Below are 24,347 nucleotides of genomic sequence, written 5' to 3'. Positions count from 1 at the left end.
CGCACCGTCTCAGCCCTTCTTGGCCAGTTCGGGGTTTTCCTGCTCATGATGCTTGGCGATCAACTGCAAATTGCGCAGGTAAACGATAAAGCCGAAGGACTGGCCGACAATGAACACCGGGTCTTCGCGGTAAATGGCATAGGCCAGCAACAGCGCGCTACCGATGATGCTCAAGTACCAGAAGCCAACGGGAATCATGCTGCGCTTCTTGTATTCGCTGTACAGCCATTGCAGGGCAAAACGCCCGGTGAATGCCAATTGACCACTGAAGCCAACGGCCAACCACAACGATTCTCTGCCCATTTCAAACCTCGGTTTCTTGTGCGTTGACGTCCAGGCGGGTGCGCTTGATCAGCCACCACACCCCGAACAGATCGACAATGCCCACCAGCGCCCGGTCCAGGTTGCCGTAGTTGGACACCCCGGCCCCGCGCTCACGGTGATTGACCGGCTGAACCAGCATCCGGCCGTTGTGACGGCGGATCAGCGCCGGAATAAAACGGTGCATGTGATCGAAATACGGCAGGCGCAGAAACGCCTCGCGCTCGATCAATTTGATGCCGCAACCGGTATCGGGCGTCTGGTCCTTGAGCAGGCTGGCGCGCAGTTTATTGGCAAATCGCGAGGCCCAACGCTTGCTCGCCGTGTCCCGGCGGTTGACGCGATGCCCCGCCACCAGCTTCACGCCCCCGGGGGAGCCTTCGGAGCCGCGCACCAGGTCGAGCATTTTCGGCAGATCGGCCGGGTCGTTCTGACCGTCGCCGTCCAGGGTTGCCAACCAATGCCCGCGTGCCACTTCGGCGGCGTGGTAGATCGAGGTGCTCTGCCCGAGGGAACGGGTGTGGCTGAGCACCCGCAGTTGCTGGTAGCCACTGCCTTGTAAGGTTCTTAACTCAGCGGCGGTGGCGTCGGTGCTCCCATCGTCCACCACGATGACCTCAAAGTTCTCATTGGCCAACGCCGTGCGCACTTCTTCGAGAAGTGGAATGAGATTGCCTGCCTCGTTCTTGGCCGGAATCAGGACCGACACATAAGGGGTTTCGTGCATGATGCTCCAGAAAAAATGCTGGGAAATAAGCGGTTAGACGGCGTAATAGTCGCGATACCAATCGACAAACGACTGCACACCGACCGGCACTGCGACCTGTGGGCGAAACCCCACCCGCTCCTCCAATTCACGAGTGTCCGCCCACGTGTCGACCACGTCGCCCGATTGCAACGGCAAGAAATTCTTTATCGCGCGGATGCCCAGCGCTTCTTCAATGCACTCGATAAACTGCAGAAGCTTCACCGGTGAGCCGAAGCCGATGTTGTAGACCTTGTTGCGCACGCCGGTCTCATCGGTCGGCGGCAGCGGTATCAGCCGCACGAGGCCCTCGACGATGTCGTCGATATAGGTGAAATCGCGAGACATCGCGCCGTCGTTGTAAACGTCGATGGCGCGACCGTTGAGGATGGCGTCGGTGAATTTGAACAGCGCCATGTCGGGCCGTCCCCAAGGCCCATACACGGTAAAAAACCGCAGGCCAGTGGTGGGAATGCCGTAGAGATGCGAGTAAGCGTGGGCCATCAGTTCATTGGCGCGCTTGGTCGCTGCATAAAACGATACGGGCTGATCGACAGGGTCGGTGGTGGCGTACGGCAGGCGGTCGTTCAAGCCATACACCGAGCTGCTCGAGGCGAAAATCAGATGCGCCGGCCGATGGGCACGGCAGGCCTCCAACACGTTGAGGAAACCTACCAGGTTGCTTTGCGCATAAACGTCCGGATTGTCGATGGAATAACGCACGCCGGCTTGGGCCGCCAGGTGGACGACTTGGTCGAAGGCATGTTCGGCAAACAACTCCAACAGTGCCTGTTTGTCCGCCACATCCAGCAACTGAAAGCGGAAATCGCGGCATTCGGTCAACTGCGCCAGTCGTGCCTGTTTCAGCTCGACGCTGTAGTAGCTGTTGAGGTTGTCGATGCCAATGACCTGATGGCCATCGCTGCACAGCCGCTTGGCGGTATGAAATCCGATGAACCCTGCGACGCCGGTGACCAGTACTTTCATACGTCTCGTCCTTGCGGACTTTTCCCAACGGCGTGACAGGACCTGACTTGCAAACCGACACAATCGCTACCCAAAACGGTCACTTGCATACATTACTCTGATGGATGGCCTGGCTTTTCCGGCACCTGCAGAGGCTTATATCAAACATAGATGACGGTTTTATGAGCAGTAAATGACGCGATAGAACCCCCTGTGGGAGCGAGCTTGCTCGCGATGAGGGCCTGATAGTCAATGAAGAAGTGGCTGGGCCACCGCTATCGCGAGCAAGCTCGCTCCCACAAGGGGGCTTGGGGAGACACCAGATTGGAGACCAGCCGATGGATCAATCAGGGTCGTTGAGAATCAGGCTGCGATAATGCCCCGGGTTGGAGCCGGACCATTTGCGAAACGCCTTGTAGAAGGAGCTGGCATCGGCAAACCCCAGGCGCGAGGCGATTTCGACGAAACTGATGGAGGGCTCGGCCAGCCAGGTGATTGCCAGATCCTTGCGCACGCTGTCCTTGAGACCTTGGTAAGTCTGGCCCTCCTCCGCCAGGCGTCGGCGCAGGGTGGACGCGGACACACACAGCTGCTGGGCCAGCGCCTCGGTTTCCGGCCACTGTTCGGCAGGCAACTGCCGCAGGTCGTGCCGGATGCGGCTGGCCAGGCTTTGCGGGTTGCGGTATTTGACCAGGATGTTGGCCGGGGCCTGGGCCAGGAAGCGCTTGAGCTCATCAGCGTTGCGCCTGATCGGCAGGTCGAGGCATTCGGCGGAGAAAATCATCCGGGTACGAGGCCGGTCAAAACGCAGGTTCTGGGAAAACATCACCCGATAGTCGTCGCAGAAATCCGGCGCCGGGCAACGCAGTTCGACGGAAAGAATGGGAATGCGCCGCCCGGCCAGCCAGCAGGCCACGCCATGGACGATCATCCAGTAGGTGAAATAGGTAAAGGCCCGGCGCGGCTCTTGATCATCTTCCAGCAACACGATCTCCGCCAGGCTTTGCTGGCGCACCCACTGGGCCGGCAGGTGTTCGAGCATCAGCGACAGAAACCCCAGCCCCGCCGTCAAGCCGCTCGCCAGCGTGGGCTGGGCCATGGCGCACTGGCAGAGAAACGCCAGGCTGCCGGACTTGAGCTTGCGCGGGTCCATGCCAAAAAACTCGTCATCCAGACGCCGGGCGAGCAAACGCCAGAGCCGCGCATAGGCATGGGCCGGCACCCGCACCTGGGTGTCGTCGAGCAACGCAGGGTCTATACCGACCTTGTTCAGGACCTCATCGGTAGCCGCGCCGGGGGCGCAGCTCTGCAGCAGCGCCTCACGCACCAACTGGATGGAGATGGTGTCTTTTTTCGACATGGCGCGGGTGTTCACAGGATCCGGTAAAGCAGCCGTTCTATCCGCACCCGGCTGACCCGCTTCAGGAACCTGGCCACGGCGTCAGGGTAATCCGGCAGGGTTTCCAGGTCCAGGTAACGTTCGATCCGACGGGTATGGCGGTAGATCTGTTCAAGCTCGGCCTGGCGCGGCGCCAGCAACTCGCCCTTGGGGTCGTCCAGCAACAGCGCGTTTTCCAGGTCCAGGCGAAAGGCCCGCGGATTGAGGTTGTTGCCGGTCAGCAAGGTGTAGCGCTCGTCGATCCACATGCCCTTGAGGTGATAGGTGTTGTCCCCATCACGCCACAGGTGCAGGTTCAATTGGCCGCTGTCGATAGCGCGCTGATGGCGTTTGGCGAAGCGCCGCAAGCTGATTTCGTAGAGGTATGGCAGCGCCGCGATGATCTTGAACGGCTCGCTTGGCGGAATGTAGAAGTCGTTGGCGGTCTTGTCGCCGACGATGATGTCGATCTTGACCCCGCGGGCCAGGGCGCGATTGAGCTCCCGGGTCACCGCCAGGGGCAGGTTGAAATACGGTGTGCAAATGGTCAGTTGCTGGCGACTGCTGGCGATCAGTTCACCGATCACCCGGCTCAGCGGATTGTTCTTGCCCACGCCCAGCAACGGACTGACCGACAGGCCACTCTTGTCGAGGCTGCCAACGCTGGTGTCATAGGTCGCGTACTTGAGGCGACTGCGCAAATCGCCGATGTCCTTGCGCAAACTGCGGGTGCTGGGCAGGTTCGGCAGGTCCAGGCGGTGCACGGCCCTGGAGGTGACCAGGCCGTGCTGCACCAGGTGATGCATCGAATCGGCCAGTGCAGTGTTCTGCAGCAGGTGATAGCGGTCGTAGCGGTATTTGTCGAACTTGTGCAGGTAGACGTTATTCAGGCTGGCGCCGCTGTAGAGGACGCAGTCGTCAATCACGAAGCCTTTCAAGTGCAGCACGCCGAACAGCTCGCGGGTCTGCACCGGCACGCCGTAGATCGGCACTTCGCTGGCGTGGATACGAGTCTGTTCCTGGTACCACGCCGAGTTGCCCGGCTGCTTCTTGGCGCCGATCAGCCCGCGCTGGGCCCGCAGCCAGTCCACCACCACGACCACATCCAGTTCCGGACGCGCGGCCTTGGCGGCATGCAGGGCATCGAGGATTTCCTGGCCGGCCTCGTCCTGTTGCAGGTACAGGGCGACGATGTAGATGCGCTGGGTGGCCTGGGCGATTTTCTCCAGCAGGCAACGGCGGAATTGGGCAGCGCCATCGAGGATGGTCACCGCGTCGGCGGTCAGTGCAAAGCTGCGCAGCTTGGGCAGCAGGGAGCGTTTGAAAAGCGACGGCATAGGGCTCGCAAAAGGTCGATTCCGAAGAACGGATGAGCTTACACCATGGATGGGTTTGGGTCTTCCTGTCCTAAAGAAAAAAGACTTGACCAAGGAGAACGTTCATTCTACTTTTGTTTCATGAACGAAATCACTGGTAATGAAACACGAGACATCATCCTCGATGTCGCCGAAAAGTTGATCTATAAAAGTGGCATCGCCGCCACCGGCATGGACCTTCTGGTGAAAACCGCCGGCGTCTCCAGGAAAAGTGTCTATCGCTACTTCGCCAACAAGGACGACCTGATCGTGGCCGCCCTCAGGCGGCGGGACGAACGCTGGATGCACTGGTTCAGCACTGAGGTGGACAAGGCGCCGACCCCGACTGCACGGCTGCTCAACCTGTTCACCGTGCTCAAGGGCTGGTTCGACAGCGAGGGTTTCCGCGGCTGTGCATTCATCAACACCAGTGGCGAAACCGGCGATCCACAGGATCCGGTCCGCCAGGTGGCGAAGCTGCACAAACAGAAGTTGCTCGATTACGTAACCCGGCTGTGCGTCGAACAAGGTGTCCAGAACCCGGACGCACTGGCCCGCCAACTGCTGATTCTGATTGACGGCGCCATTACCGTGGCGCTGGTCATGGGCGACCACAGCGCGGCTGACGACGCCCAGGACATGCTGAAGATGTTGTTACACGCCTGAGCTGTTGAACCTTGTGCAATTCATTGGAGATCCGCCATGTCTGCTTCTTCCGAAGTTCGTCCGCCGTTGCCGCCGTTCACTCGTGAATCGGCGATCGAGAAAGTTCGTCTGGCCGAAGACGGCTGGAACTCTCGTGACCCACAAAAAGTATCCCTGGCCTACACGCTGGATACTCAATGGCGTAACCGCGCCGAATTCGCCCATAACCGCGAGGAAGCCAAGGCGTTCCTGACCCGCAAATGGGCCAAGGAGCTGGATTACCGGCTGATCAAGGAGCTCTGGGCCTTCACTGATAACCGCATCGCCGTGCGCTACGCCTACGAATGGCACGACGACTCGGGCAACTGGTTCCGCTCCTACGGCAACGAAAATTGGGAGTTCGATGAGCAAGGCCTGATGTATAACCGCTATGCCTGCATCAACGACATGCCGATCAAGGAAAGCGAGCGCAAGTTCCGCTGGCCGCTGGGCCGCCGGCCGGAGGATCATCCGGGGTTGTCTGAGTTGGGGTTGTAACGCTTTCGACTGACCTACCGCTATCGCGGTCTGATAGCGGTACATATCCATTGCTGCGGTAACGACGGCTTATGGTTCCGCCCTGACGGCGGGTCACTTTCGAAAAGCCCGGAAGCCGGCCCAGTCGAAAGTAACCAAAGCGCTCATGCCCCACCACTCGGCACCTCGCCTAGGCTCGGTGTGCCCGAGATCAACGTCCACCGCGAGGCGGCCTAGTAGCCGACCTGGCTCCCCCGGTCGTACACCCATCAGCTCTGTGGGAGCAAAGCTTGCTCGCGATGGCGGTGGCAAATCCGACAAAGGTGCAGGCTGACTCACCGCTATCACGAGCAAACGCCCACAGCAGCGCCAGACAAGCGGCCCCTCCAACAGGCTTGACCCACATGCCGCCAGGCATCACATTGCCTGGGCCGGCGATAAGCTCGCTGTTTCGTTGTGCAGCAGATTTTTGTGGAGCCCATGACCGCGTCGATTCCGATCCGTCCCCCCTGCCCGCCCGGCGTCTGCGATTGCGGCCGTGATGCCTTGCTGCAAGCGCCTGGTAGCGACCTGCGCATCCTTTGCCTGAATCGCCAGGAAGAAAAACGCCTGCTTGAGCGTCTGGAGAACATCCAGAGCCTCGACGAACTCCAGCGCCTGCAGCAGCGCCTGTACGAAAACCTGGGGATCCGCCTGAGCGTCGAGCCTGGCTACAATGAAGTGCGGACCATGCGCGGCATCGCCATCGAATTCCAGGACCAGCCCGGCCTGTGCCGCAAGATTCGCCAGTCGATTCCCGCAGCCATCCGCCGTGGGCTGGAAAAACGCCCGGAGATTGCCTGGCGGCTGCTGGATGCTCACGATCTGTTTCGCGACATCTGAGCCCGGGCGGCTCCGTCCCTGGAGCGGCGCCTCGGCCTAGAAATCCACCGTCGCGGAAAGCAGGTAGGTGCGCGGGGTCGACAGCGTCAATCCGCCCTCACTGTCATCCGATGCGCCGGCCGAACTCCAGTAGCGCTTGTCTGCCACGTTTTCGATGTTGGCCCGCAGGGTGATGTGCTTCTCGTCGACCTTGAATGCGTAGCGGGCGCCCACGTCGAAGCGCTCCCAGGAATCGATTTCCTTGGTGTTGGACTGGTCCAGGTACTGCGAGCTGGAGTAGATGCCCCGGCTGGTCAGGGTCAGGCCCTGTACCGTCGGCACGTCCCATTCGGCGCCGAGGTTGACGTTGTACTTCGGCGTGGCCGGTGCGCGGTTGCCGTCGAAGGTGCCGTTGGTGGTTTGGGTCAGTTCACTGTCGATGTACATCACGCCGCCGAGCAAGCGGGTTCCCTTCAGCGGTTCGCCAAACACACTCAACTCCACGCCGGTGTTTTCTCGCTTGCCGTTCGGGCCGAAGACACGCGTCGTGGCGTCGGTCGCATAGGCCGGCTGCTTGATCCGGAACAGCGCGGCGGTGACGGCGAATGGGCCGGCATCATACTTGGCGCCCACCTCGACCTGACGGCTGATGAACGGCGGGAAAATCTCATCCTCGTTCACCGACGTCGACGGCGCGATCTTGCCCTGGCTCAGGCCTTCCATGTAGTTGGCATACAACGACAGTCTGTCGGTCGCCTTGAACAGGATGCCGCCCGACGGTGAAACCTTTTCCTCGTCGTAGGCAGTGTCGCCCTTGACGTTATTCGTCCAGTCGTCAACCTTCACCCGTTGCCAGCGGGCGCCGAGGGTCAGCAGCAAGCGATCGTCGAACAGCCCCAGGGTGTCGGACAACGCCACGCCACTGAAGCGGTTCTCGGTGTAGACCTTATCGTCCTGTCGCGTCGGGTTGCTCGGCGTCGGGGTCTGCACCGGCTCATACAGGTTGCTGCGACCGTTGGCGTAACGGGCGCCGCCATTTTCGAAGTCCATGTAGAAATAGCTGGCAGCCAGGTTGACCTCATGGCTCACCGGGCCGGTATGGAACCAGTTGCGCACCCCGGCCGTGGCCGTACGGACATTTTCGTCGCGGGTAAAGTCTCGGGGCTGGACGGTGAAGTCACCCGCGTCGTTGGTCACCGAAACGTTGTGCCGAAGGAAGTCGTGCTCGCTTTTGCGCGCCCCCACACCGCCATACAGCATGACGGAATCGTTGACGTCGAACTCAGCGTTCACAGTGCCGAAGGTGTCCTTGGTGCGCGCCTTGCTCCAGGACTGGGCGTAGTTGTCGCGCACATCACTGGCGTGAGGAACCTGTGCATTGGCGCCCACCTGCACGCGTTCCTGGGGCGCGTCGGTGTTACGTTCGGTGTGGCCGATGTCCGTCGAGAGCCGCAAGCGCTCACCGCGAAAATCCAGGCCCAGTACCGCCATCTCGCGGTCCACGCTCTGGTGATCCCATTCGGTGTCGCCCGCCTGCTTCACGCCATTGAAGCGAATCCCGAACTTGTCATCCTCACCAAAACGCCGACCGACATCCACGGCACCGCCCAGTTGGTTGTTGGAGGCATAGCTGCCGGTGAACGAGGTGATGGGCTTGTCGGTGGCACGCTTGGGCACCACATTGATCCCGCCGCCCACGCTGCCCCGCGGCGAGATACCGTTGATGAGCTGGCTCGGGCCCTTGAGGATATCGACGCGTTCGGCCATCTCCATGTCGATGGTGTAGGTCGGCAAGATGCCGTAGAGACCGTTGTACGCAACATCGCTGTTGAACAGGCTGAAACCGCGAATGGTGAACTGCTCAAAGCGCCCGCCCGCCGGGTTGGTGGCGCGGACCGACGGGTCGCTGGCGATCAGGTCGCCCAAGGTGCGCGCTTGCTGGTTCTTGACCGCCGCGCTGGTGTAGGTGGTCATGCTGAACGGCGTTTCCATGAAGTCCCGCGAGCCCAGCAAGCCTTGCGAACCACGGCGAGCAACCTGGCCACCGGCATACGCCGGGCTGTCCGTCGACGCCGTGGCGCCGAGAATCGAGGTGGGTGCCAGTTGCAGGCTGCCGCCTTCCGGTGCTGGCGTCAGGATATAGGCCTGCTCACCCACCGCTTGCAATTGCAGGCCCGAGCCCGACAACAGCCGGGCAAACCCCTCCTCAATCCCGAACTCACCCGAAAGCCCGGCGCTGTTGCGACCACTCACCAGGGCCGGATCTACCGACAAGTTGACGCCCGCCAGCCCGGCAAACCGGGTCAACGCCGCGCTGAGGCTGCCCGCCGGCACCTGATAGCTGCGCCGGGTGGCTTCTTCGGCCAGGCTCGATGAGATAAAGAATGGGCTGGCGCTCAAGCTCAGCATGAGGCTCAGGTTCAACAGCGGACGCCAGCCGACAAAGGCCGGGCGCAAACGCAAAGGTGCAACTGCGGACATTGGAAAGCGCTCTCATTTTTGTTCAGTTGCCTTGAATGACAAGCGAGACAAAAAAAGGGGACAGGCCTCAGGCCATATTTTTGCGAAGCGTCAAGGTGACCCAGTAGCGAGTGCGCATGTGCACGTCCAGCGGCAGGCTGGCTGCAAGCAGCGTGAGGATTCGGTCGGTGTTGTCCAGGCGGAAGCTGCCAGTGATTCGCAGGGCTTCCAGGGTTTCATCCCAGCGCAACACGCCGGGGCGATAGCGGCTCAGTTCCCGCAGGAAATGCCCCAGTGGCTGGTCCTGCGCAACCAATACGCCGTCACGCCAACCCAGCTGTGCCACGTCGAACGCCTTCACTGGCCCCGCGCCTGAGTCCTGGATGTTGACCTGCTGGCCCGCTTCCAAGCTCAGCAATGGCCCGCGCAGAGGTTGCAGTTGCGCCGAGCCGCTGACCACCGACACCCGGCAATCGCCCTCGCCCAGGTGCAGGCAGACCTCGCCACGCCTGATGGTGATGAGCCCATAGGGTGATTGAACGGACAGCGGCGTGCTCCCGGCGAGCTTGAGGGCCATCTCGCCGCGCACCAGCACCAGGCGACGCGCCTTGAGGTCCAGGTCGACGGCGCTGTCGGTGTTCAGTTGCAGCGCACTGCCATCGACCAGCGACCAGCGCCGTTGCTCACCCGTGGCGGTGTGCAAGTCAGCGCGCCAGGCCTCCAACGGCAGCTCTCGCCCCAGCAACCAAGCGGCTGGGACCAATGCGGCGACGCCCAATGCGCGCTTGAGCACCTCGCGCCGGGCCAGTACTGGGCGGTCCAGGGTTGCCATGCCCAGGGACGCGGGCACCCCGGCAAAACGCTGGCGCAATCGCAGGGCCTTCTGCCAGGCCGCCTCGTGATGAGCGCTGCTGTCGCGCCAGCGTTGCAGGGCCGCCGAGTCGAACGCATCCCCGTCGAACTCCATCTGGGTCAACCAGCGAGCCGCCGCCCGCGCCGCTTCACGGGCTTCGGGCGAAGGAGCCGAGCGCATCAGAAGTCCACCAACAGGCAATGCTCATAGGCCTGGGCCATGTAGCGTTTTACGGTGCGTTCGGAGACTTGCAGGCGCTCGGCGATCTCGCGATAACCCAGGCCTTCAAGTTGGCTCCAGAGAAAAGCCCGGCGCACCAGGGGCGGCAGGCCATCGAGCAATTCGTCCAGGGCTTGCAGGGTTTCCAGCAGCAGCCAGCGTTGTTCTGGCGACGGTACACAGGCTTCAGGCAGGCTTGCCAGGGCGTCGAGATACGCCTGTTCCAGATTGCGTCGGGTGTAGAAGTTGCTCAGCAGGCGTTTGCCAACGGTCAGCAGATAAGCCCGGGGTTCTTGCAGGTCAGCCAAGGTCTGGGAACTGGAAAGCACCCGCAGGAAGGTATCCTGGCGCAGGTCCGCCGCATCCCAGGCATTGCCCATGCGCCGCCGCAGCCAGCCTTCCAGCCAGCTACCGTGGTCACGGTATAACGCATGGAGGGAATGCTCCGTCGGCGTAACTGCATCACACATGTCCAGAGCCTGCGCAAAGTCTTAAATGAGACTGATTCTAATTAATGTTCGCGCGCTAATCCAAGCTCTTTATGCAAAGTGTGTCTAAACACCGGGATGGAATTGATAGAGGACCCTGTGGGAGCGAGGTTCCTCGCGATGGCGAAGTATCAGTCAGCATCCATGTTTCTGACACACCGCCATCGCGAGCAAGCTTTGCTCCCACAGAGCTGTCGGCTGTCAGGCCGCCTCAGTGCTATCAGTGGCTGGCGTGCAAGGTCTTCGCCACCTCAGGCATGGCCGATGAGTGATGGTTGATGATCTTCCACTGGCCATCGAGACGCTCATAGAGGAAGGTGTAGCGCGCCTGGACCTCGCGCTTGGAACCGTCGGCCTGGGTCAGCGTGAAGGTGTAGACCCCACTGTCCATTGCCGCATCGGGGCCCAGGTGGCGGATCTCCCGGTAGTTGATTTGCCCGACCGGTTTGCCGGCCAGGAAATGTTCGAAGTAATCCTGGATCTGCGCCGGCGTGTTGCGCACCTTGTTGGAAACAGTCGGTTGCAAAATTGCATCCGGGGCGTAGAGACCGGTCACGGCGGTGGCGCTACCGGTTTGCAGCGCGGCGTTCCAGCGGTCGAACAGTGCCGCGATCTCGCGATCATTCACATTCTTGGGCTGCTCGGCCACCGTGCGATACACGTAAGGCGTAGCCTCAAGCGCCTGGACCAGCGGCGCGGCCAGCAGGAATAAAGCAGCAATGGCGCAGGTTTTCATTTTCATCAACGTGTTCCTTTGGGTTTCAATGGGCCCACTTTGCCGGCCTTCCCTGCCTTCGCCATCGGCCAACCGGTGCCAATCGCCTATGCCATTCGGCAGATAGGCCCGGTGCCGGTGACACGTTCTAATGACGCCACCGCGAACCGGACCGGTCCTCTTCCACGCTGGAGTTCCCCATGCAAAGCCCACCCCATGACCCCGGCAGTGCCCTGGCCATCCGCAGTCAATATCGCCAGTCGCAAAGCCGTGCCGCACGCCTGGGCCTGCTGCTGGGCACCGGCCATGAACTGACTCAGTTGCCTCTGTCGGCCATGCGCCAGCGTGCTTTGCAACGGGCGTGCGCGTTCATGGCCATGGACCATGGCCTGCTGCTGGAGTGGGCGCCGGACCACCCGTTGCGCACCCTCGCCAGTCACGGCAGCGCGGAACGACTCGAGCTGCTCGCCAACCTGGCCCAGCCACAAACGCCCGGCCCACAATGGCTGGAATCGCCCGGCAGCGCCCTGCCCCAGGTCTTGCGGGTACCGTTGCGAGCCTCCGACGGCGTAGCGTTCGGGGCGTTGTTGCTGGGCAACAGCGTGGCCCTCGGCGCGCCGGACAACGAAGACATCGAATCACTGCAATTGCTCGCGACGCTGTTGGCGGCGCACCTGGAGAACAGCCGTCTGCTCGAAGCACTCCAGGCCCGCGAGCGGACCATGTCCGAGTTGGTCCACCGCCTGTTCAGCGCCCAGGAAGACGAACGCAAGCGCGTGGCCTACGACCTGCACGACGGCCTGGCGCAGAATCTCGCCGGTTTGCATCAGCGCTTGCAGGGCTTCGCCGGTCGCTGTCCGTCGCTACCGCCTGCATTGGCGAACGAGCTGCAAAGCATCCTCGACCTGGCGCAAGGCTGCGTCGGCGAAGGCCGGCAACTGATCGGCGGCCTGCGCCCCCATGTACTGGATGATTTCGGCCTGTACAAAGCCGTCGACAAGGAGGCCGATCGCCTGCGCGACGCGGGCCTGACGGTGAACTGGACCGAACACAGCACCGCGCGCCTGCCGGGCAACACGGAGATCGCCCTGTTTCGCATTGCCCAGGAAGGCATCAACAACATTCTCAAGCACGCCCAGGCCAGCCACGTGCACTTGGGGTTGGCGGTGGACGATGGCCACGCTTGCCTGCGAGTGGAGGACGATGGCCGTGGCTTTGCCCTGGAGCAGCCCATCGAGACCAACGGCAGCTGCCATCTGGGGCTGGCCGCCATGCAGGAGCGCGCGCACTTGCTGGACGGTCACCTGAGCTGTTGCAGCCAGCCCGGTGGCGGCACCCGACTGCTGGCCAGCGTGCCGCTACCGGCCCACGGAGGACAACCATGAACCGACCTTTGCGCCTGCTGCTGGCCGATGACCACGAAGTCACCCGCACCGGGTTTATCAGCATGCTCGCCGGCAACCCGGGATTCGAGGTCGTTGGCCAGGCCCGCGACGGCCAGGAAGCCCTCGACCTGTGCGAGCGGCTACAGCCGGACATCGCGATTCTCGACATCCGCATGCCTGTCCTCAACGGTTTGGGCGCGGCGCGGATCCTCCAACAGCGCCAGCCCGGAATCAAAGTCGTGATCTTCACCATGGATGACAGCCCCGACCACCTCGAAGCCGCCATCGGTGCGGGCGCGGTCGGCTATCTGCTCAAGGACGCCAGCCGCGATGAAGTGCTCGACGCCCTCAAACGGGTCGCCCAGGGCGAAGAGGCGTTGAACAGTTCGGTCAGCGCGCGCCTGCTGCGCCGCATGGCCGAGCGCGGTGCGAATGGTGCCACTCAAGCCCAGGCCCTGACCGCCCGGGAACGCCAGGTCCTGGGGCTGGTGGCCGGCGGTTTCAGCAACCGCGAAATCGGCGAGAAGCTGGGCATCGCGCCCGGCACGGCCAAGGCCCACGTGGAGCGCGTCATCGGCAAACTGGGCGCCGCCGACCGGACCCAGGCCGCCGTGCGCGGCGTTGCCCTGGGCCTGGTGGCGCAACCTGCCGGGCAATGGCCATGAGGTTTCTCGCCGCCCGCCGCTGGGCCGACCTGCCCTTGCGCGGCAAAGCCCTGGTGGTGATTTCCCTGCCCCTGGTGGTCCTGCTGCTGTCGCTGGTGCTGATCTATATCACCGAACGCCAGACCGCCCGGGCCGAAGAGGATGTGCGCCGGGTGCTGCTGGTCCAGGGTGATATCCAGACCGTCCATACCCTGCTGGCCGAGGCAGCGGCCAGTGTGCGCGGTTACCTGCTGACCCGCCGCGAAGATTTCCTGCCCAGCTACGAGCAGGCCACGCCGCTGATCCATGCCGCGTTGCAGCGCCTGGACCACAACATTCGCGACGCCAGGATGCGCGAGCACCTCAAGACCATCACTCCGCTGATCGCCGACAAACTCGACGGTTTGCTTGCGCTGCGCAATGGCAAGCGCGACGACCCCGAGGCCATCACCGCGATCCTGATCGAAAACAAACAGGTGCTGGACGTATTGCGCGAGCAGATCAGCGCCATGCGCATACGCGAGGACGCCCTGCTCGCCGACCGCAGCGCCGCCGCCTCGGCCACGCGCATGCGCCTGTTGTTCGCTACCTTGCTGGCGGCGGTGTGCGGCCTGCTGGGGGCGATTGTCGCGGTGCTGTTCCTGTCCAAGGGCATTGTCGCCCGGGTCCAGCAGGTGCAAGGCAACGCCCAGCGCCTGGCATTGGGCCAACCCTTGTTGCCGCAACCGCCGGAGCAGGACGAAATCGGCCAACTCGGCACGCGCCTGGTGGAGGCCGGGCAGTTGCTCGCCGAACGCGAGCGGGCCCTGCGCGATAACGAGGAGCGCTTGCGGCTGATCATCGATGGCGTGAAGGACTACGGGATCTTCGCCCTGGATGCCCAAGGCTACGTCACCACCTGGAACGCTGGCGCGGAACGGATCAAGGGCTACACCGAGCAGGAAATCCTCGGCCGGCATTTTTCCCTGTTCTACCTGGCCGAAGAGTGCCCGGCGCACCCGGAGATGGCCCTGCGCGAAGCCACCCGCGACGGTCATTACATGGAAGAAGGCTGGCGTTGCCGCAAGGACGGCAGCCGCTTCTGGGCCAGCGTGGTCATCACCGCCCAATACGATGGCACCGGTGCCTTGCGCGGTTTTTCCAAGATCACCCGCGACATCACTGATCGGCGCGCCGCCGAAATCGCCCTGCGCACCGCCCGGGAAGAAGCCGAAAGCGCCAGTCGGGCCAAGAGCGAGTTTCTCTCGCGCATGAGCCACGAGCTGCGCACGCCACTGAATGCCATCCTCGGTTTCGCTCAATTACTGGACATGGACTCCACGGCTGGGCAACGCCCCCAGGTCAGCCATATCCTGCGGGCCGGCCAGCACTTGCTGGCGTTGATCAACGAGGTGCTGGACATTGCCCGGATCGAGGCCGGGCGCCTGCCGCTGAACATCGAACCGATCGCCCTGTCGACGGTGCTGCACGAAGCCCTGACCTTGGTTTCACCGATGGCCGCCGACGCCGGGATCCACTTGGCCGAGCTGCCAGCGCTGCCTGACGACAGCGGCGTGCTCGCGGACCGCCAGCGCCTGGTGCAGGTGCTGCTCAACCTGCTGTCCAACGCCATCAAGTACAACCGGCCCGGCGGCGAGGTGCGCATCGAAGTCAGCGTCCAGGCCCATCAGGTGAGCATCGCCGTCAACGACACCGGCCATGGCATTGCCCCGGAACAGCTGGACCAACTGTTCAAGCCCTTCGAACGCCTGGGCGCCGATCCCCAGGTCGAAGGCACTGGCCTGGGGTTGTCGTTGAGCAAGAGCCTGCTGGAAATGATGCAAGGCAACCTGCAGGTCCACAGTGAGCCCGGACACGGCTGCTGTTTCACCCTGCAACTGCCCGGCACCCAGGTGGTTGGCGCGCATTTGCCGCCCATCGCCGCCCTGGCGGTGACGCGTTCGCCTGTGGATTATCACGGCAAAGTCCTGTGCATCGAAGACAACCTGTCGAGTCTTGCGCTGATCGAAACCCTGATGCAGCGCCGTCCCGGCATCCAGTTGCTGTCGAGCATGCAAGGCCAGATGGGCCTGGACCTCGCTCGCCAGCACACCCCGCAACTGATCCTGCTGGACGTCAGCCTGCCGGACCTCGAAGGCCTGGAAGTCTTGCGGCGCCTGCGCCAGTCCCCGGCCACCGCCGCCACGCCCGTGCTGATGATCACCGCCGATGCCAGCGACCTGACCCACCGCGCCCTGCGTGACGCCGGCGCCACGGCGATCCTGACCAAACCTATTCATATCCAGGCCTTCCTGGGCCACCTTGAGCACTATCTACCGGAGCCCGCATGAATCGCGACTTGCGCATTCTGATCGTCGACGATCAGCGCCCCAACCTGGACCTGATGGAACAACTGCTGGCCCGCGAAGGGTTGCACAACGTGCTGAGCAGCACCGAACCGTTGCGCACGCTCGATCTGTTCAACAGCTTCGAGCCGGACCTGGTCATCCTCGACCTGCACATGCCGGCGTTCGACGGCTTTGCCGTGCTGGAGCAACTCAACCGGCGGATCCCGGCCAATGACTACCTGCCGATCCTGGTGCTGACTGCCGACGCGACCCGAGACACGCGCCTGCGGGCCCTGGCCCTCGGCGCCCGGGATTTCATCAGCAAACCCCTGGACGCGCTGGAAACCATGCTGCGCATCTGGAACCTGCTGGAAACCCGTGCGCTCTATAAGGCGTTGCGCGAGTTGATTCCGTCCCAGCAGATCGAACTGTTGCGCCAGCACCGTCCCGCCGCCGGCCCGGCTTGACCTGGCGGCCGCTCCATCAAGGCATTCGATGCATGAAAGTCACTGAACGAACATCGGCAACCGGCCTGCAGGCACACATTCGCGGCGAGCGCCTGGCGACGTCCGACGGCGTATCGGCCAAGGAGATCCTGGTCGAGATCTTTGTCCGTGAACGCAGCGAAGCACACATCGTCGTGCCGGCAGTGGCCGAACCGTTGCTTGTCTGGGTGTTGTCCGGGGAAGCCATCGTCGAGGAGCGTATTGCCAACGAGGCGTGGGAAACGAATACCGTGGTCACTGGAGATTTTTTCCTGACCACATCCCCGGTTCCTTATGAGATGCGCTGGCAAGTGACCAGCCGCGAGCCATTCGTGGTCATGCATCTGTACCTGGGGTTGGCGTTATTGGAGCGCGCCATTGCCGAAACCGGCGGCAGCGGCGCGATCCAGCTGCGGGAAATCTCTGGCGGGCGGGATGAAGCGCTTTCAGCCTTGCTCGAACAGATTCGGGCGGAATTGACCCAGCGCGGTGAAACCAGTGCCTTGCTGATCCAGGGCGTGGCGCAATGTGTGGCGGTGCACCTGGCGCGGTATTACCTGGATGCCGAGGCCGAGGACATGTCCGGACGTAACGCCCTGCCCGCCTTCAAGCTCAAACGGGTGATCCAGTTGATGGAACAACACCTGGCCGAACCCTTCAGCCTCGGTGACCTGGCCCAGGCCATCGCCATGAGCGAATACCACTTCAGCCGCTTGTTCAAGCGCGCCACCGGGCGTTCACCTTCGCAGTACTTCATCCAACTGAGAATGGCCCGGGCCCGGCAACTGCTGCTGGAAACCGAGCGCAGCATCATCGATATCGGCCTGGAGGTTGGCTATGGCAGCGCCAGCCATTTCTCGCAGATCTTCCGCCGCGAAGTGGGCGTGGCGCCGAGTCATTACCGCAAGTAAAACCTTTCGGCTGGCTGATCGTGGCTGATCGTTCCCACGCTCTGCGTGGGAATGCATCCCGTGACGCTCTGCGTCACATCCAGAAGCGGAACGCGGAGCGTCCCTGGCGGCATTCCCACGCAGAGCGTGGGAACGATCGACACTGACTACTGTGGGCATGTTCTCATTTGATCCGGTAGTGAAAAGTATTGCGCACTGCCGGCACCGTCACCGCCTTGCCATCGATGATTCGCGGTTGATAACGAAACGTCTGGGCGGCGGCCAGGGACGGTCGGATGAACAATGGGTGGCAACCGTCGAGCACCTTGGGGTTATCGATCCGCCCGTCCGGCGTCACGCTGTATTCCACGGTGCAATCGCCTTCCAGGCCCTTGTCCAGGGCGCGTTGCGGATAGTCCGGGGCTTGCTTGCTCAGCGGTTGGTAGCTGCGGCTGTCGGCGGCGGCCTGACGCGCCTGCTCGGCTTGGCGTTGCTCGGCGAGTGCTTGTGCCTGCCGGGCCTGGCGCTGTTGTTCGGCGGCCTGCTGCTCGGCGTCTTGCCTGCGTCGTTCGCTTTCCTGGCGTTCGCGCTGCTGCTCGGCCTGTTGCTCACGCTTTTGCTCCTCGACCCGTTTACGGGCCAGGGCCGCCTGTTCCAGTTTCTGTGCCTGGACACGCGGATCGACAACCGGCTGGGTGGGCGCGGGACGCGGCGCTTCTACCGGCGCCGCGGTCGGCTCGACCGATGGCGATGCAACAGGCGCGACAGGAACCGGGGCAAGGGCTTCGGGCGTCGGCGGCAGCATCACCAGTTGCGTGCGCAACACCCGGGGCGCCTCGGCAGCTGGCTTCTCCACACTCCAACCCAGCACCAACAACGCCACCACTCCCGCGTGCAGGGCCACGGCGAGCCCCGCCGCCAGGCTGTTTTTCCAGAAGCGACGGCCCAGCGCAGGTACGCTCAAGGAGGGACTGTCCATGATCATCGCCGTCATTGCGGCGCCTCGGTCACCAGCCCCAGGTTGCTCACGCCGCCCTGCTGCAGCGCGGCCATGGCTGCAACGACCCGACCGTAATCGGCATGCGCGTCGGCACGGATGTACACCTGGGTATCGCTGCGCTCGGCGACGACCTGCGCCACCTTGGCGCGCATCTGCTCCAGGTCCACGGCGCTGTCGGTCTGGTGGTGGGTGTCCAGCTCACCGCCGAGGTTCCAGGAGTAACCGCCCTCGGCCTTGACCGACAGCGTGAGGATTTGCTGGCGACTGTCGTTGGCCAGTGCTTCGCTGGCGACCTTGGGCAGTTCGATCTTCACCCCCTGGGTCAGCATCGGTGCGGTGACCATGAAAATCACCAGCAGCACCAACATCACGTCGATGTACGGCACCACGTTCATTTCGGCCTTGGGACCGTGCTTGCGTTGTGGCTTGACGAGCATCTGCCCTCTCCTTTCAAGCGGCCGTGGCCAGGTTCACCGGGGCACCGTGCAGCTTGCGGTGCAGACGCGCCTGCAGCTCGTTGCCAAAGGCGTAGTACCGGGTCAGCAGGGTCTGGCCGCGAGCGGCAAAACGGTTATAGGCAATGACCGCCGGGATTGCCGCGAACAGGCCGATGGCCGTGGCGATCAGCGCTTCGGCAATGCCCGGCGCCACGGTGGAAAGGCTCGCTTGTTGCACCTGGGACAGACCGATAAAGGCATTCATGATCCCCCAGACGGTGCCGAACAAACCGATGTAGGGGCTGACCGAACCGACGGTGGCGAGAAATTGCAGGCCTTTTTCCAGCTGTATTTCCTGTTCGCTGATCGCCACTTGCAGCGCGCGCTCGACCCCTTCAAGCACCACTTGCGGCGTGCTTGAAGGTTGGTTGAGCTGAGTGAAGGCCAGCACACCCGCCTGGAAAATCGGCGTGACACCACCGTCGTCTTCGCGGACCTGTGCGTGCTCCCGATACAGGGGCAGCAGATCCTGGCTGCTGCGAAAGCGCTGCATGAAACCGTTGAGCTGGCGCTCGTTGCGTTGCAGCACGGCGCTGCGCTGGATGATCAGGTACCAGCTCAATAGCGAGGCCAGCAGCAACGTGAGCATGACCGCCTTGACCAGCAGACTCGCGTCACTGATCAGGCCCCAGATCGTCATGTGTTCCAGAGTGGCTTGCATGGTTGAAACTCCTGTCTGGCGGTTATTCGATGAAATGTTCGTGACCGGTTGATGACAGCGTCGCTCAAGGCAGGCGCAGCGCTTTCGCCACGTCGGCCCAGGGCACGAACTTGAAGTTCTGGGTCTGCTCGGGCATGCGCTTGCGGCCGTCCTGGACCACCAGCATGCCCTGGCTCCAAGGCCCGCCGAGGTTCACCGAGGTCACTTCCAGGCCATCGGTTTGCGACGCGCCATCAATGCCTGCGGCCGCGTTCAGACCGACCCGGAAGGTGCCGCGCACGGCATAGGGAGGTTCGGCATCGAGCACCAGGTAGCTGTCGTTGCCCTGGCTGGAGATCACCAGGTAGTCGCGGCCCTCGGCCTGGTACAAGGCCATGCCCTCGACGTCAGCGTGCAACGCCGGGCCAACCTTGATCACACTGTTCAAGGTCGCCGGCTGGTCGGCCCGGGCATCCACCGCCCAGACCCCCACGTCCTCCTCACCGAGAAACAAGCGCTGGCGCTGCTCATCGGCGACGCAACCTTCGGGCTGGCTGTCGACGCTGAACTGGCGCACCAACTGGCCTTTCACCACGCCATCCGGCGCGCTCAGGCGGTACTGCACGAAGCGCCCGTCCTTGCCATTGGCGAAGGCATACAGTTCGCCTTCGGCAGGCTGGTACAGGCAGATGCCGTAGATTTCCTTCAATGACGTCGCAATCTCACCGGCTTCGCGCAACTCGCCACTGGCGCGGTCGATGCTGAACAGGCTCAAGCTGTTGCGATCGCGGTTGCTGGCCACGGCCAGATCGACGGTTTGCGTGCCCAGCTTGAAGTTCGCCCGCACATCGACGTTATTCAGGCGCCCGACCGCCAGTTCCTGCAGCAGCTTGCCTTGCAGGTCATAGGCCAGCAGGCCTTGCTTCTTGTTGGTGCCCAGCACCCGGCTCAGCCCGGGCGTCGTCGGATGCACCCAGATCGCCGGGTCATCGGCGGCATCGCCCTGGCGGGCCACCGGTTCACTCTGGACGATGGCAGCCACAGTGGACAGTACCGGCGGCAAGGGTACGGGCGTGGGTTTCCAGCTGATTTCGCCTTGGTACAGGTGTCCGTTGTCATCGTCGCGCAGCAGCACTTCGATGCCACTTTTCGTCAGCCGCGCCGCGAGGTTTTCCGCCTCCTTCAGGCCCGACAACGGCAGACTGGCTTTGGCGCTCCAACCCTCGTCCTGTTGCTGATACACATGCAGTTGCGCCGCTTCCGGGTCCAGCCCCAACAGGCCGCCCGGCAGCACCGCCATGGCCCCGGCGCTTTGCTGGAGGTCGCCAAACGGCGCACGCATCGCCACGGGTACCCGCACGGTCTCGGCCTCTGAGGATGCCGGATAGGCCCACCAACCCACCCGCTCCTCGTTGACGAACAATTGATTGGCGCTGTCCTGCACCTGGCAGGTCTTGGCGTCCGGCGGCAATGGCAAGCCGCGCACCCGTTGCGCGGTGTCGCTCAGGCGCTCGCCATTGCCTACCAGCCATTGCTCGCCCTTGCCCTCCTCGCCGACCAGGAACACAAACAGGTTGCTCGCCTCGTCGCGATACAGGCACAGGCCGTTGACCGGGAAATCCCGCGTGGGCAGGTACACCGGCATGCCCCACTGATGGTTTTGCGGATCAAGGCTGACGACCAGGGCTTGCTGGCGCGTGCTGTCGAGGCTGGCGACCAACACGTTCGCGCCCTGGGCACGGCTATCGACACCTTCGAAGGTGCCCTTCAGGCGCGTCAGTTCGCGCCCCTGGGCATCGAGCAAGAACAAGCCCTCGCGGGCGCTCGCCAGTCGCTCGGTCGTCGAAGGGCCAGGCAGGAATGCCAGGGCGTTGATCGACAGTTGCTCGGCTTGAAACCAGGGTTGCAGTTTTAGCTTGGGCGCCGGGGCAGCCGCCAGCGCGGCGGCTGATGCCAGGCTGATCGCCATCGCCAGCAGGTAGCGCTTGGGTAAGAAAAACATCGTGTTCAACGGGAAAATCCTTGTCGTTCAGTCAGGCTCAAACGGGCTTGTTGCTCACTTCTATGGCCAGGGAATTCATCTGTGGGAGCAAAATCCTCTTGCCACAAGTGATCAGGCTCGCGATTCAGAAATGGGTAAAGGTCAGCCCCAGCTTGTAGGTCGGGCCGTACTCCTCGTACTGGCCGTTGTAGGAGCGGTGGCCGGTGTAGACGAAATACGGCTCGTCGGTGAGGTTCTGGGCTTCCAGGCTCACTTGCAGGTTTTTGGTCAGCGAATAGCGCGCGCTGAAGTCGACGAAGGTCTGGGCATCGACGTACAGGTCATGGTCGCGGTCGCTGATGGACGCCAGCTCGAACAGGTACGCTGACTTGTAGTTGGCCGACAGCCGCAGGCTCAGCTTGTCGTTTTCCCAACCCAACATCAGGTTGCCGACCGTGTCCGACTGGTTCGGCAAGTCGATGCTGCGCTTGCGCTGGGTACCACTGGCCTGATCGAAGCCTTCGATCTCGGCATCCGAACGGCTGAAGGTGGTGTTGGCGCCGAGCAGCAGGCCGTTCCAAGGGGCCGGCAGCCAGTCGAATTTTTGCGAGTAGGCCAATTCCAGGCCATACAGCTTGGCGCTGTCGCCGTTGGCGTAGCTGTGGGCTTCTGAAAAATCGGTCCAGGCGCCCGTGCCGGCCAGGTCGGTGTTGTAGACGAAATTCTTGATGTCCTTGTAGAACACGAAGGCCGAGACCGTGCCGGCGTGCCCCATGAAGTGCTCGATGCCCAGGTCCAGGTTGCTCGATTCCAGCGGCTTGAGCTCCGGGTTGCCGAACGTGGCCTCGTCATCGTCGATGACAAAACCCGGCGCCAATTGCCCGAAGGTCGGACGCACCACCGATTTGGTCCAGGCCGCACGCACCTGGGTGTTCTTGTCCAGTTGATAGCGCGCGTGCAGGCCCGGCAACCAGTGGTGATACTTGCGGCGGGTCTCGGTGTCGGTGAAGACGCCGTCGGTGGCGCCGGTGCCCTTGGCTTCGAACTCGGTGCCTTCGTAGCGCATGCCGGCGATGAAGCGCCAGTCATCGATATCGACGGTGTTCATCAGGTATCCGGCGTTGATGTCCTCGCTCATCTTGAAGTCGTTGACGCGCGACTCCTGCTCGTCAAAAAACTCGTCGCGATTCAGACCGCCGAGCAACTGCTTGATCGCATCGGCGCTGATGCCCGGGCCGAAGCGGCCGAGGCGGTAGTCCACGTTGCCTTTCCGGAACTGCCCAAGGTTCAACTGCTCGTCGGTAAAGCCCAGGTCGTCGAAATCCTCGTAGACCCAGGCATTGAGGTCGTTGTCCTTGTCACGTCGACTGACTTTGCCACCGAACTTGACCTGGGACGCGTAGCCACTCAGGTCATAGTCCCGGGCCAGGTCCAGGCGCAGGTTTTTCTCGGTGTCGGTGGTCTTCTGCTCCTCCCAATCCACCTTGTCGAGGCTGAAGTTGGCCGGATCGTAGAACCCCGAGCCGATGATCGGCCGCGGTTTGTCGCTGTCGTAGAAGCCGCCGTTGAAACCGTCGATGCCTTCGAAAGTGGCGCCGGCGATGTGGCCGGGGCTGTCTTCGCTGGATTGGCTATAACCGCCCTGGCCACTCAGGGTCCAGAGCCCGAACAGGCGTTCGCCACCGAGTACGTAGGATTGGATTTCCTGGGTTTCTTCACGTTGCTTGAGTTTGCGCTTGCCCTCGGCATCCCCCAGCTCACCAGCGGCTTGCGGGTCTTCGAAAGCAATGCTGGCGGCGTTGCGGGTTTCGCTGTCCTTGTAGCGGCTGTACAGCGTGCGCAGGTAATAGCTGCTGAAGTCATCGGGCTTGTAGTCGAAGTTCAACCCGCCACCGGCACGCTCGCGACGGATGTCGTAGTCGCGCTGTTCGAACTCTTCGAGGCGCGAGCCTTGCTCGAAATCCCAGGCGCCGCCGGTTTCGACATTGTCCGAACCGAAGTCACGCTTCTGCCAGCTCAGCGCCGCGGCCACGCCGAAATTATCGATCCCGTCGCCGAGGCTGAAACGGTCGCTGATGGCGCCGGAGAATTTCGGGCTGGTCTGGCTGGTGTTCTTGTCATAGCTGGCTTCGCTGCTGCCGGTGTAGAACAGGCCCTTGTGGTCGAAGGCCGAGAGGCTCTTGACGTCCACCGTACCGCCCAGGGAATTGGCGTCCATGTCCGGCGTCAGGGTCTTGATCACCGACAACGATTGCACCAGCTCCGAGGGCAGCACATCCAGGGCAACGGCCCGGCGTTCGCTCTCCGGGGCCGGTACCAGCGTGCCGTTGATGGTCACGCTGTTGAGGTCCGGTCCCAGGCCGCGCACGCTGACAAACCGGCCTTCGCCCTGGTCGCGCTCGACGCTGACACCGGGCAGGCGCTGCACGGCTTCGGCGACGTTTTCATCCGGCAACTGCGCCACACCGTCGGCATGCACCACGCTCTTGATGCTGTCGGCGCTGCGCTGTTCCTTGAGGGCCTGATCGATACTGGCCGCCTGGCCGACCACTTCAACGTGTTCAGTGGCCGCCTGCTCGGCGGCGCTCAGTCGCTCACTGGCAATAGCCATCGCCAATGCGGTGAACGTGAAACCGACGAGCCCGGCAGTGCTTGTGCGGTGATACATGGTGGTCCTCCCCAGGAATCCGGAAATCCGCCAGGCAATGGCCCGGCAACTGGGAGGGCACGCTAGGGGTGGGGAATGACGGTTCTGTGACAGGGGTTCGCCGGAGGGGCTGCAATCGGCTGATTCAGGGGGGCTGGCGAGCCGGAATGAGCTGAAATGACCTGTTTTACAGGCTCAGGGAATCTGAAGGGCGAGGGAATCACCTCTGTGGGAGCAAAGCTTGCTCGCGATGCAGGCGCCTCGATTCCCTGAAAACCCGCGTCGTCTTCATCGCAAGCAAGCTTTGCTCCCACAAAATCCCCTCGCCA

At 62.8% G+C, this 24,347-nt stretch carries 22 protein-coding genes; 8 read left to right on the top strand and 14 right to left on the bottom strand.

The window, feature by feature from the left end:
• Positions 1-9 precede the first annotated feature (9 nt).
• The 5 genes from ASC85_RS17825 to pssA all read right to left on the bottom strand — a co-directional run bounded on the left by ASC85_RS17825 (position 10) and on the right by pssA (position 4,747).
• Complete coding sequence (locus ASC85_RS17825) at positions 10-303, bottom strand: lipid-A-disaccharide synthase N-terminal domain-containing protein (RefSeq protein WP_046062448.1); 294 nt, start codon at positions 301-303, stop codon at positions 10-12.
• Between the two features lies 1 nt (position 304).
• On the bottom strand, positions 305-1,048 hold the full coding sequence (locus tag ASC85_RS17820) for a glycosyltransferase family 2 protein (RefSeq protein WP_057450716.1): 744 nt from the start codon (positions 1,046-1,048) through the stop codon (positions 305-307).
• Between the two features lie 33 nt (positions 1,049-1,081).
• A complete protein-coding gene (locus ASC85_RS17815) occupies positions 1,082-2,053 on the bottom strand; it encodes an NAD-dependent epimerase (protein ID WP_057450715.1) in 972 nt (323 codons plus the stop codon).
• 322 nt (positions 2,054-2,375) lie between these two features.
• Positions 2,376-3,392, bottom strand: a complete 1,017-nt coding sequence (locus ASC85_RS17810) for an AraC family transcriptional regulator (RefSeq protein ID WP_057450846.1) — start codon at positions 3,390-3,392, stop codon at positions 2,376-2,378.
• An 11-nt stretch (positions 3,393-3,403) separates the two neighbouring features.
• Positions 3,404-4,747: a CDP-diacylglycerol--serine O-phosphatidyltransferase gene (pssA, locus tag ASC85_RS17805; RefSeq protein ID WP_057450714.1), complete on the bottom strand. Its 1,344-nt coding sequence runs from the start codon at positions 4,745-4,747 to the stop codon at positions 3,404-3,406.
• Positions 4,748-4,867: 120 nt separating this feature from the next.
• Between pssA and ASC85_RS17800 the strand changes: the two genes are divergently transcribed.
• The 3 genes from ASC85_RS17800 to ASC85_RS17790 all read left to right on the top strand — a co-directional run bounded on the left by ASC85_RS17800 (position 4,868) and on the right by ASC85_RS17790 (position 6,808).
• Complete coding sequence (locus ASC85_RS17800) at positions 4,868-5,431, top strand: TetR/AcrR family transcriptional regulator (protein WP_057450713.1); 564 nt, start codon at positions 4,868-4,870, stop codon at positions 5,429-5,431.
• Between the two features lie 36 nt (positions 5,432-5,467).
• On the top strand, positions 5,468-5,947 hold the full coding sequence (locus tag ASC85_RS17795) for a nuclear transport factor 2 family protein (protein ID WP_057450712.1): 480 nt from the start codon (positions 5,468-5,470) through the stop codon (positions 5,945-5,947).
• Between the two features lie 459 nt (positions 5,948-6,406).
• Positions 6,407-6,808 carry a hypothetical protein gene (locus ASC85_RS17790; RefSeq protein ID WP_003202036.1) on the top strand — a complete coding sequence of 134 codons (402 nt, stop codon included), beginning with the start codon at positions 6,407-6,409 and terminating at the stop codon, positions 6,806-6,808.
• Between the two features lie 36 nt (positions 6,809-6,844).
• Here ASC85_RS17790 and ASC85_RS17785 read toward each other — a convergent pair whose 3' ends face one another.
• The 4 genes from ASC85_RS17785 to ASC85_RS17770 form a co-directional block, all read right to left on the bottom strand.
• Positions 6,845-9,268 carry a TonB-dependent receptor gene (locus tag ASC85_RS17785; RefSeq protein WP_057450711.1) on the bottom strand — a complete coding sequence of 808 codons (2,424 nt, stop codon included), beginning with the start codon at positions 9,266-9,268 and terminating at the stop codon, positions 6,845-6,847.
• A 67-nt stretch (positions 9,269-9,335) separates the two neighbouring features.
• Positions 9,336-10,280 carry a FecR domain-containing protein gene (locus ASC85_RS17780; protein WP_057450710.1) on the bottom strand — a complete coding sequence of 315 codons (945 nt, stop codon included), beginning with the start codon at positions 10,278-10,280 and terminating at the stop codon, positions 9,336-9,338.
• Entirely contained in the window at positions 10,280-10,789 is a 510-nt protein-coding gene (locus ASC85_RS17775; RefSeq protein ID WP_057450709.1) for a sigma-70 family RNA polymerase sigma factor, read from the bottom strand. Before ASC85_RS17775 ends, ASC85_RS17780 begins: the two co-directional genes overlap by 1 nt.
• Before the next feature lie 238 nt (positions 10,790-11,027).
• Positions 11,028-11,549 (bottom strand): SgcJ/EcaC family oxidoreductase, encoded by a 522-nt coding sequence (locus ASC85_RS17770; RefSeq protein ID WP_014338290.1) that lies wholly within the window; start codon positions 11,547-11,549, stop codon positions 11,028-11,030.
• A 173-nt stretch (positions 11,550-11,722) separates the two neighbouring features.
• Here ASC85_RS17770 and ASC85_RS17765 point away from each other — a divergent pair, with 173 nt between their 5' ends.
• The 5 genes from ASC85_RS17765 to ASC85_RS17745 are packed head-to-tail and all read left to right on the top strand — an operon-like array spanning position 11,723 to position 17,274.
• Positions 11,723-12,907 (top strand): sensor histidine kinase, encoded by a 1,185-nt coding sequence (locus ASC85_RS17765; protein ID WP_057450708.1) that lies wholly within the window; start codon positions 11,723-11,725, stop codon positions 12,905-12,907.
• Positions 12,904-13,572 (top strand): response regulator, encoded by a 669-nt coding sequence (locus ASC85_RS17760; protein WP_057450707.1) that lies wholly within the window; start codon positions 12,904-12,906, stop codon positions 13,570-13,572. The genes ASC85_RS17765 and ASC85_RS17760 overlap by 4 nt, the downstream gene beginning before the upstream one ends.
• Positions 13,569-15,881 (top strand): ATP-binding protein, encoded by a 2,313-nt coding sequence (locus ASC85_RS17755; protein ID WP_003202050.1) that lies wholly within the window; start codon positions 13,569-13,571, stop codon positions 15,879-15,881. Before ASC85_RS17760 ends, ASC85_RS17755 begins: the two co-directional genes overlap by 4 nt.
• Positions 15,878-16,345: a response regulator gene (locus ASC85_RS17750; protein WP_018610463.1), complete on the top strand. Its 468-nt coding sequence runs from the start codon at positions 15,878-15,880 to the stop codon at positions 16,343-16,345. The genes ASC85_RS17755 and ASC85_RS17750 overlap by 4 nt, the downstream gene beginning before the upstream one ends.
• Positions 16,346-16,377: 32 nt before the next feature.
• The gene (locus tag ASC85_RS17745; RefSeq protein ID WP_057450706.1) at positions 16,378-17,274 is read left to right on the top strand and encodes a helix-turn-helix domain-containing protein; all 897 of its coding nucleotides are present in this window, start codon (positions 16,378-16,380) and stop codon (positions 17,272-17,274) included.
• A 163-nt stretch (positions 17,275-17,437) separates the two neighbouring features.
• Here the strand turns inward: ASC85_RS17745 and ASC85_RS17740 are convergent, their stop codons facing one another.
• From ASC85_RS17740 to ASC85_RS17720, 5 genes are all read right to left on the bottom strand, one after another.
• Positions 17,438-18,247, bottom strand: a complete 810-nt coding sequence (locus ASC85_RS17740) for an energy transducer TonB (RefSeq protein ID WP_057450705.1) — start codon at positions 18,245-18,247, stop codon at positions 17,438-17,440.
• Entirely contained in the window at positions 18,244-18,690 is a 447-nt protein-coding gene (gene tolR, locus ASC85_RS17735; RefSeq protein WP_057450704.1) for a protein TolR, read from the bottom strand. The genes ASC85_RS17740 and tolR overlap by 4 nt, the downstream gene beginning before the upstream one ends.
• A gap of 13 nt (positions 18,691-18,703) precedes the next feature.
• Positions 18,704-19,411 carry a protein TolQ gene (gene tolQ / locus ASC85_RS17730; protein ID WP_057450703.1) on the bottom strand — a complete coding sequence of 236 codons (708 nt, stop codon included), beginning with the start codon at positions 19,409-19,411 and terminating at the stop codon, positions 18,704-18,706.
• A gap of 64 nt (positions 19,412-19,475) precedes the next feature.
• Positions 19,476-21,392 (bottom strand): phytase, encoded by a 1,917-nt coding sequence (locus ASC85_RS17725; protein ID WP_164488488.1) that lies wholly within the window; start codon positions 21,390-21,392, stop codon positions 19,476-19,478.
• A 124-nt stretch (positions 21,393-21,516) separates the two neighbouring features.
• Positions 21,517-24,039 (bottom strand): TonB-dependent receptor, encoded by a 2,523-nt coding sequence (locus tag ASC85_RS17720; protein WP_057450701.1) that lies wholly within the window; start codon positions 24,037-24,039, stop codon positions 21,517-21,519.
• Between the last annotated feature and the right edge of the window lie 308 nt (positions 24,040-24,347).

This window comes from Pseudomonas sp. Root401, assembly GCF_001425105.1.
GTDB classification, from domain to species: Bacteria; Pseudomonadota; Gammaproteobacteria; order Pseudomonadales; family Pseudomonadaceae; genus Aquipseudomonas; species Aquipseudomonas brassicacearum.
The sequence above is the reverse complement of the archived record's forward strand: the minus strand, read 5'-3'. Positions and strand labels throughout refer to the sequence as shown.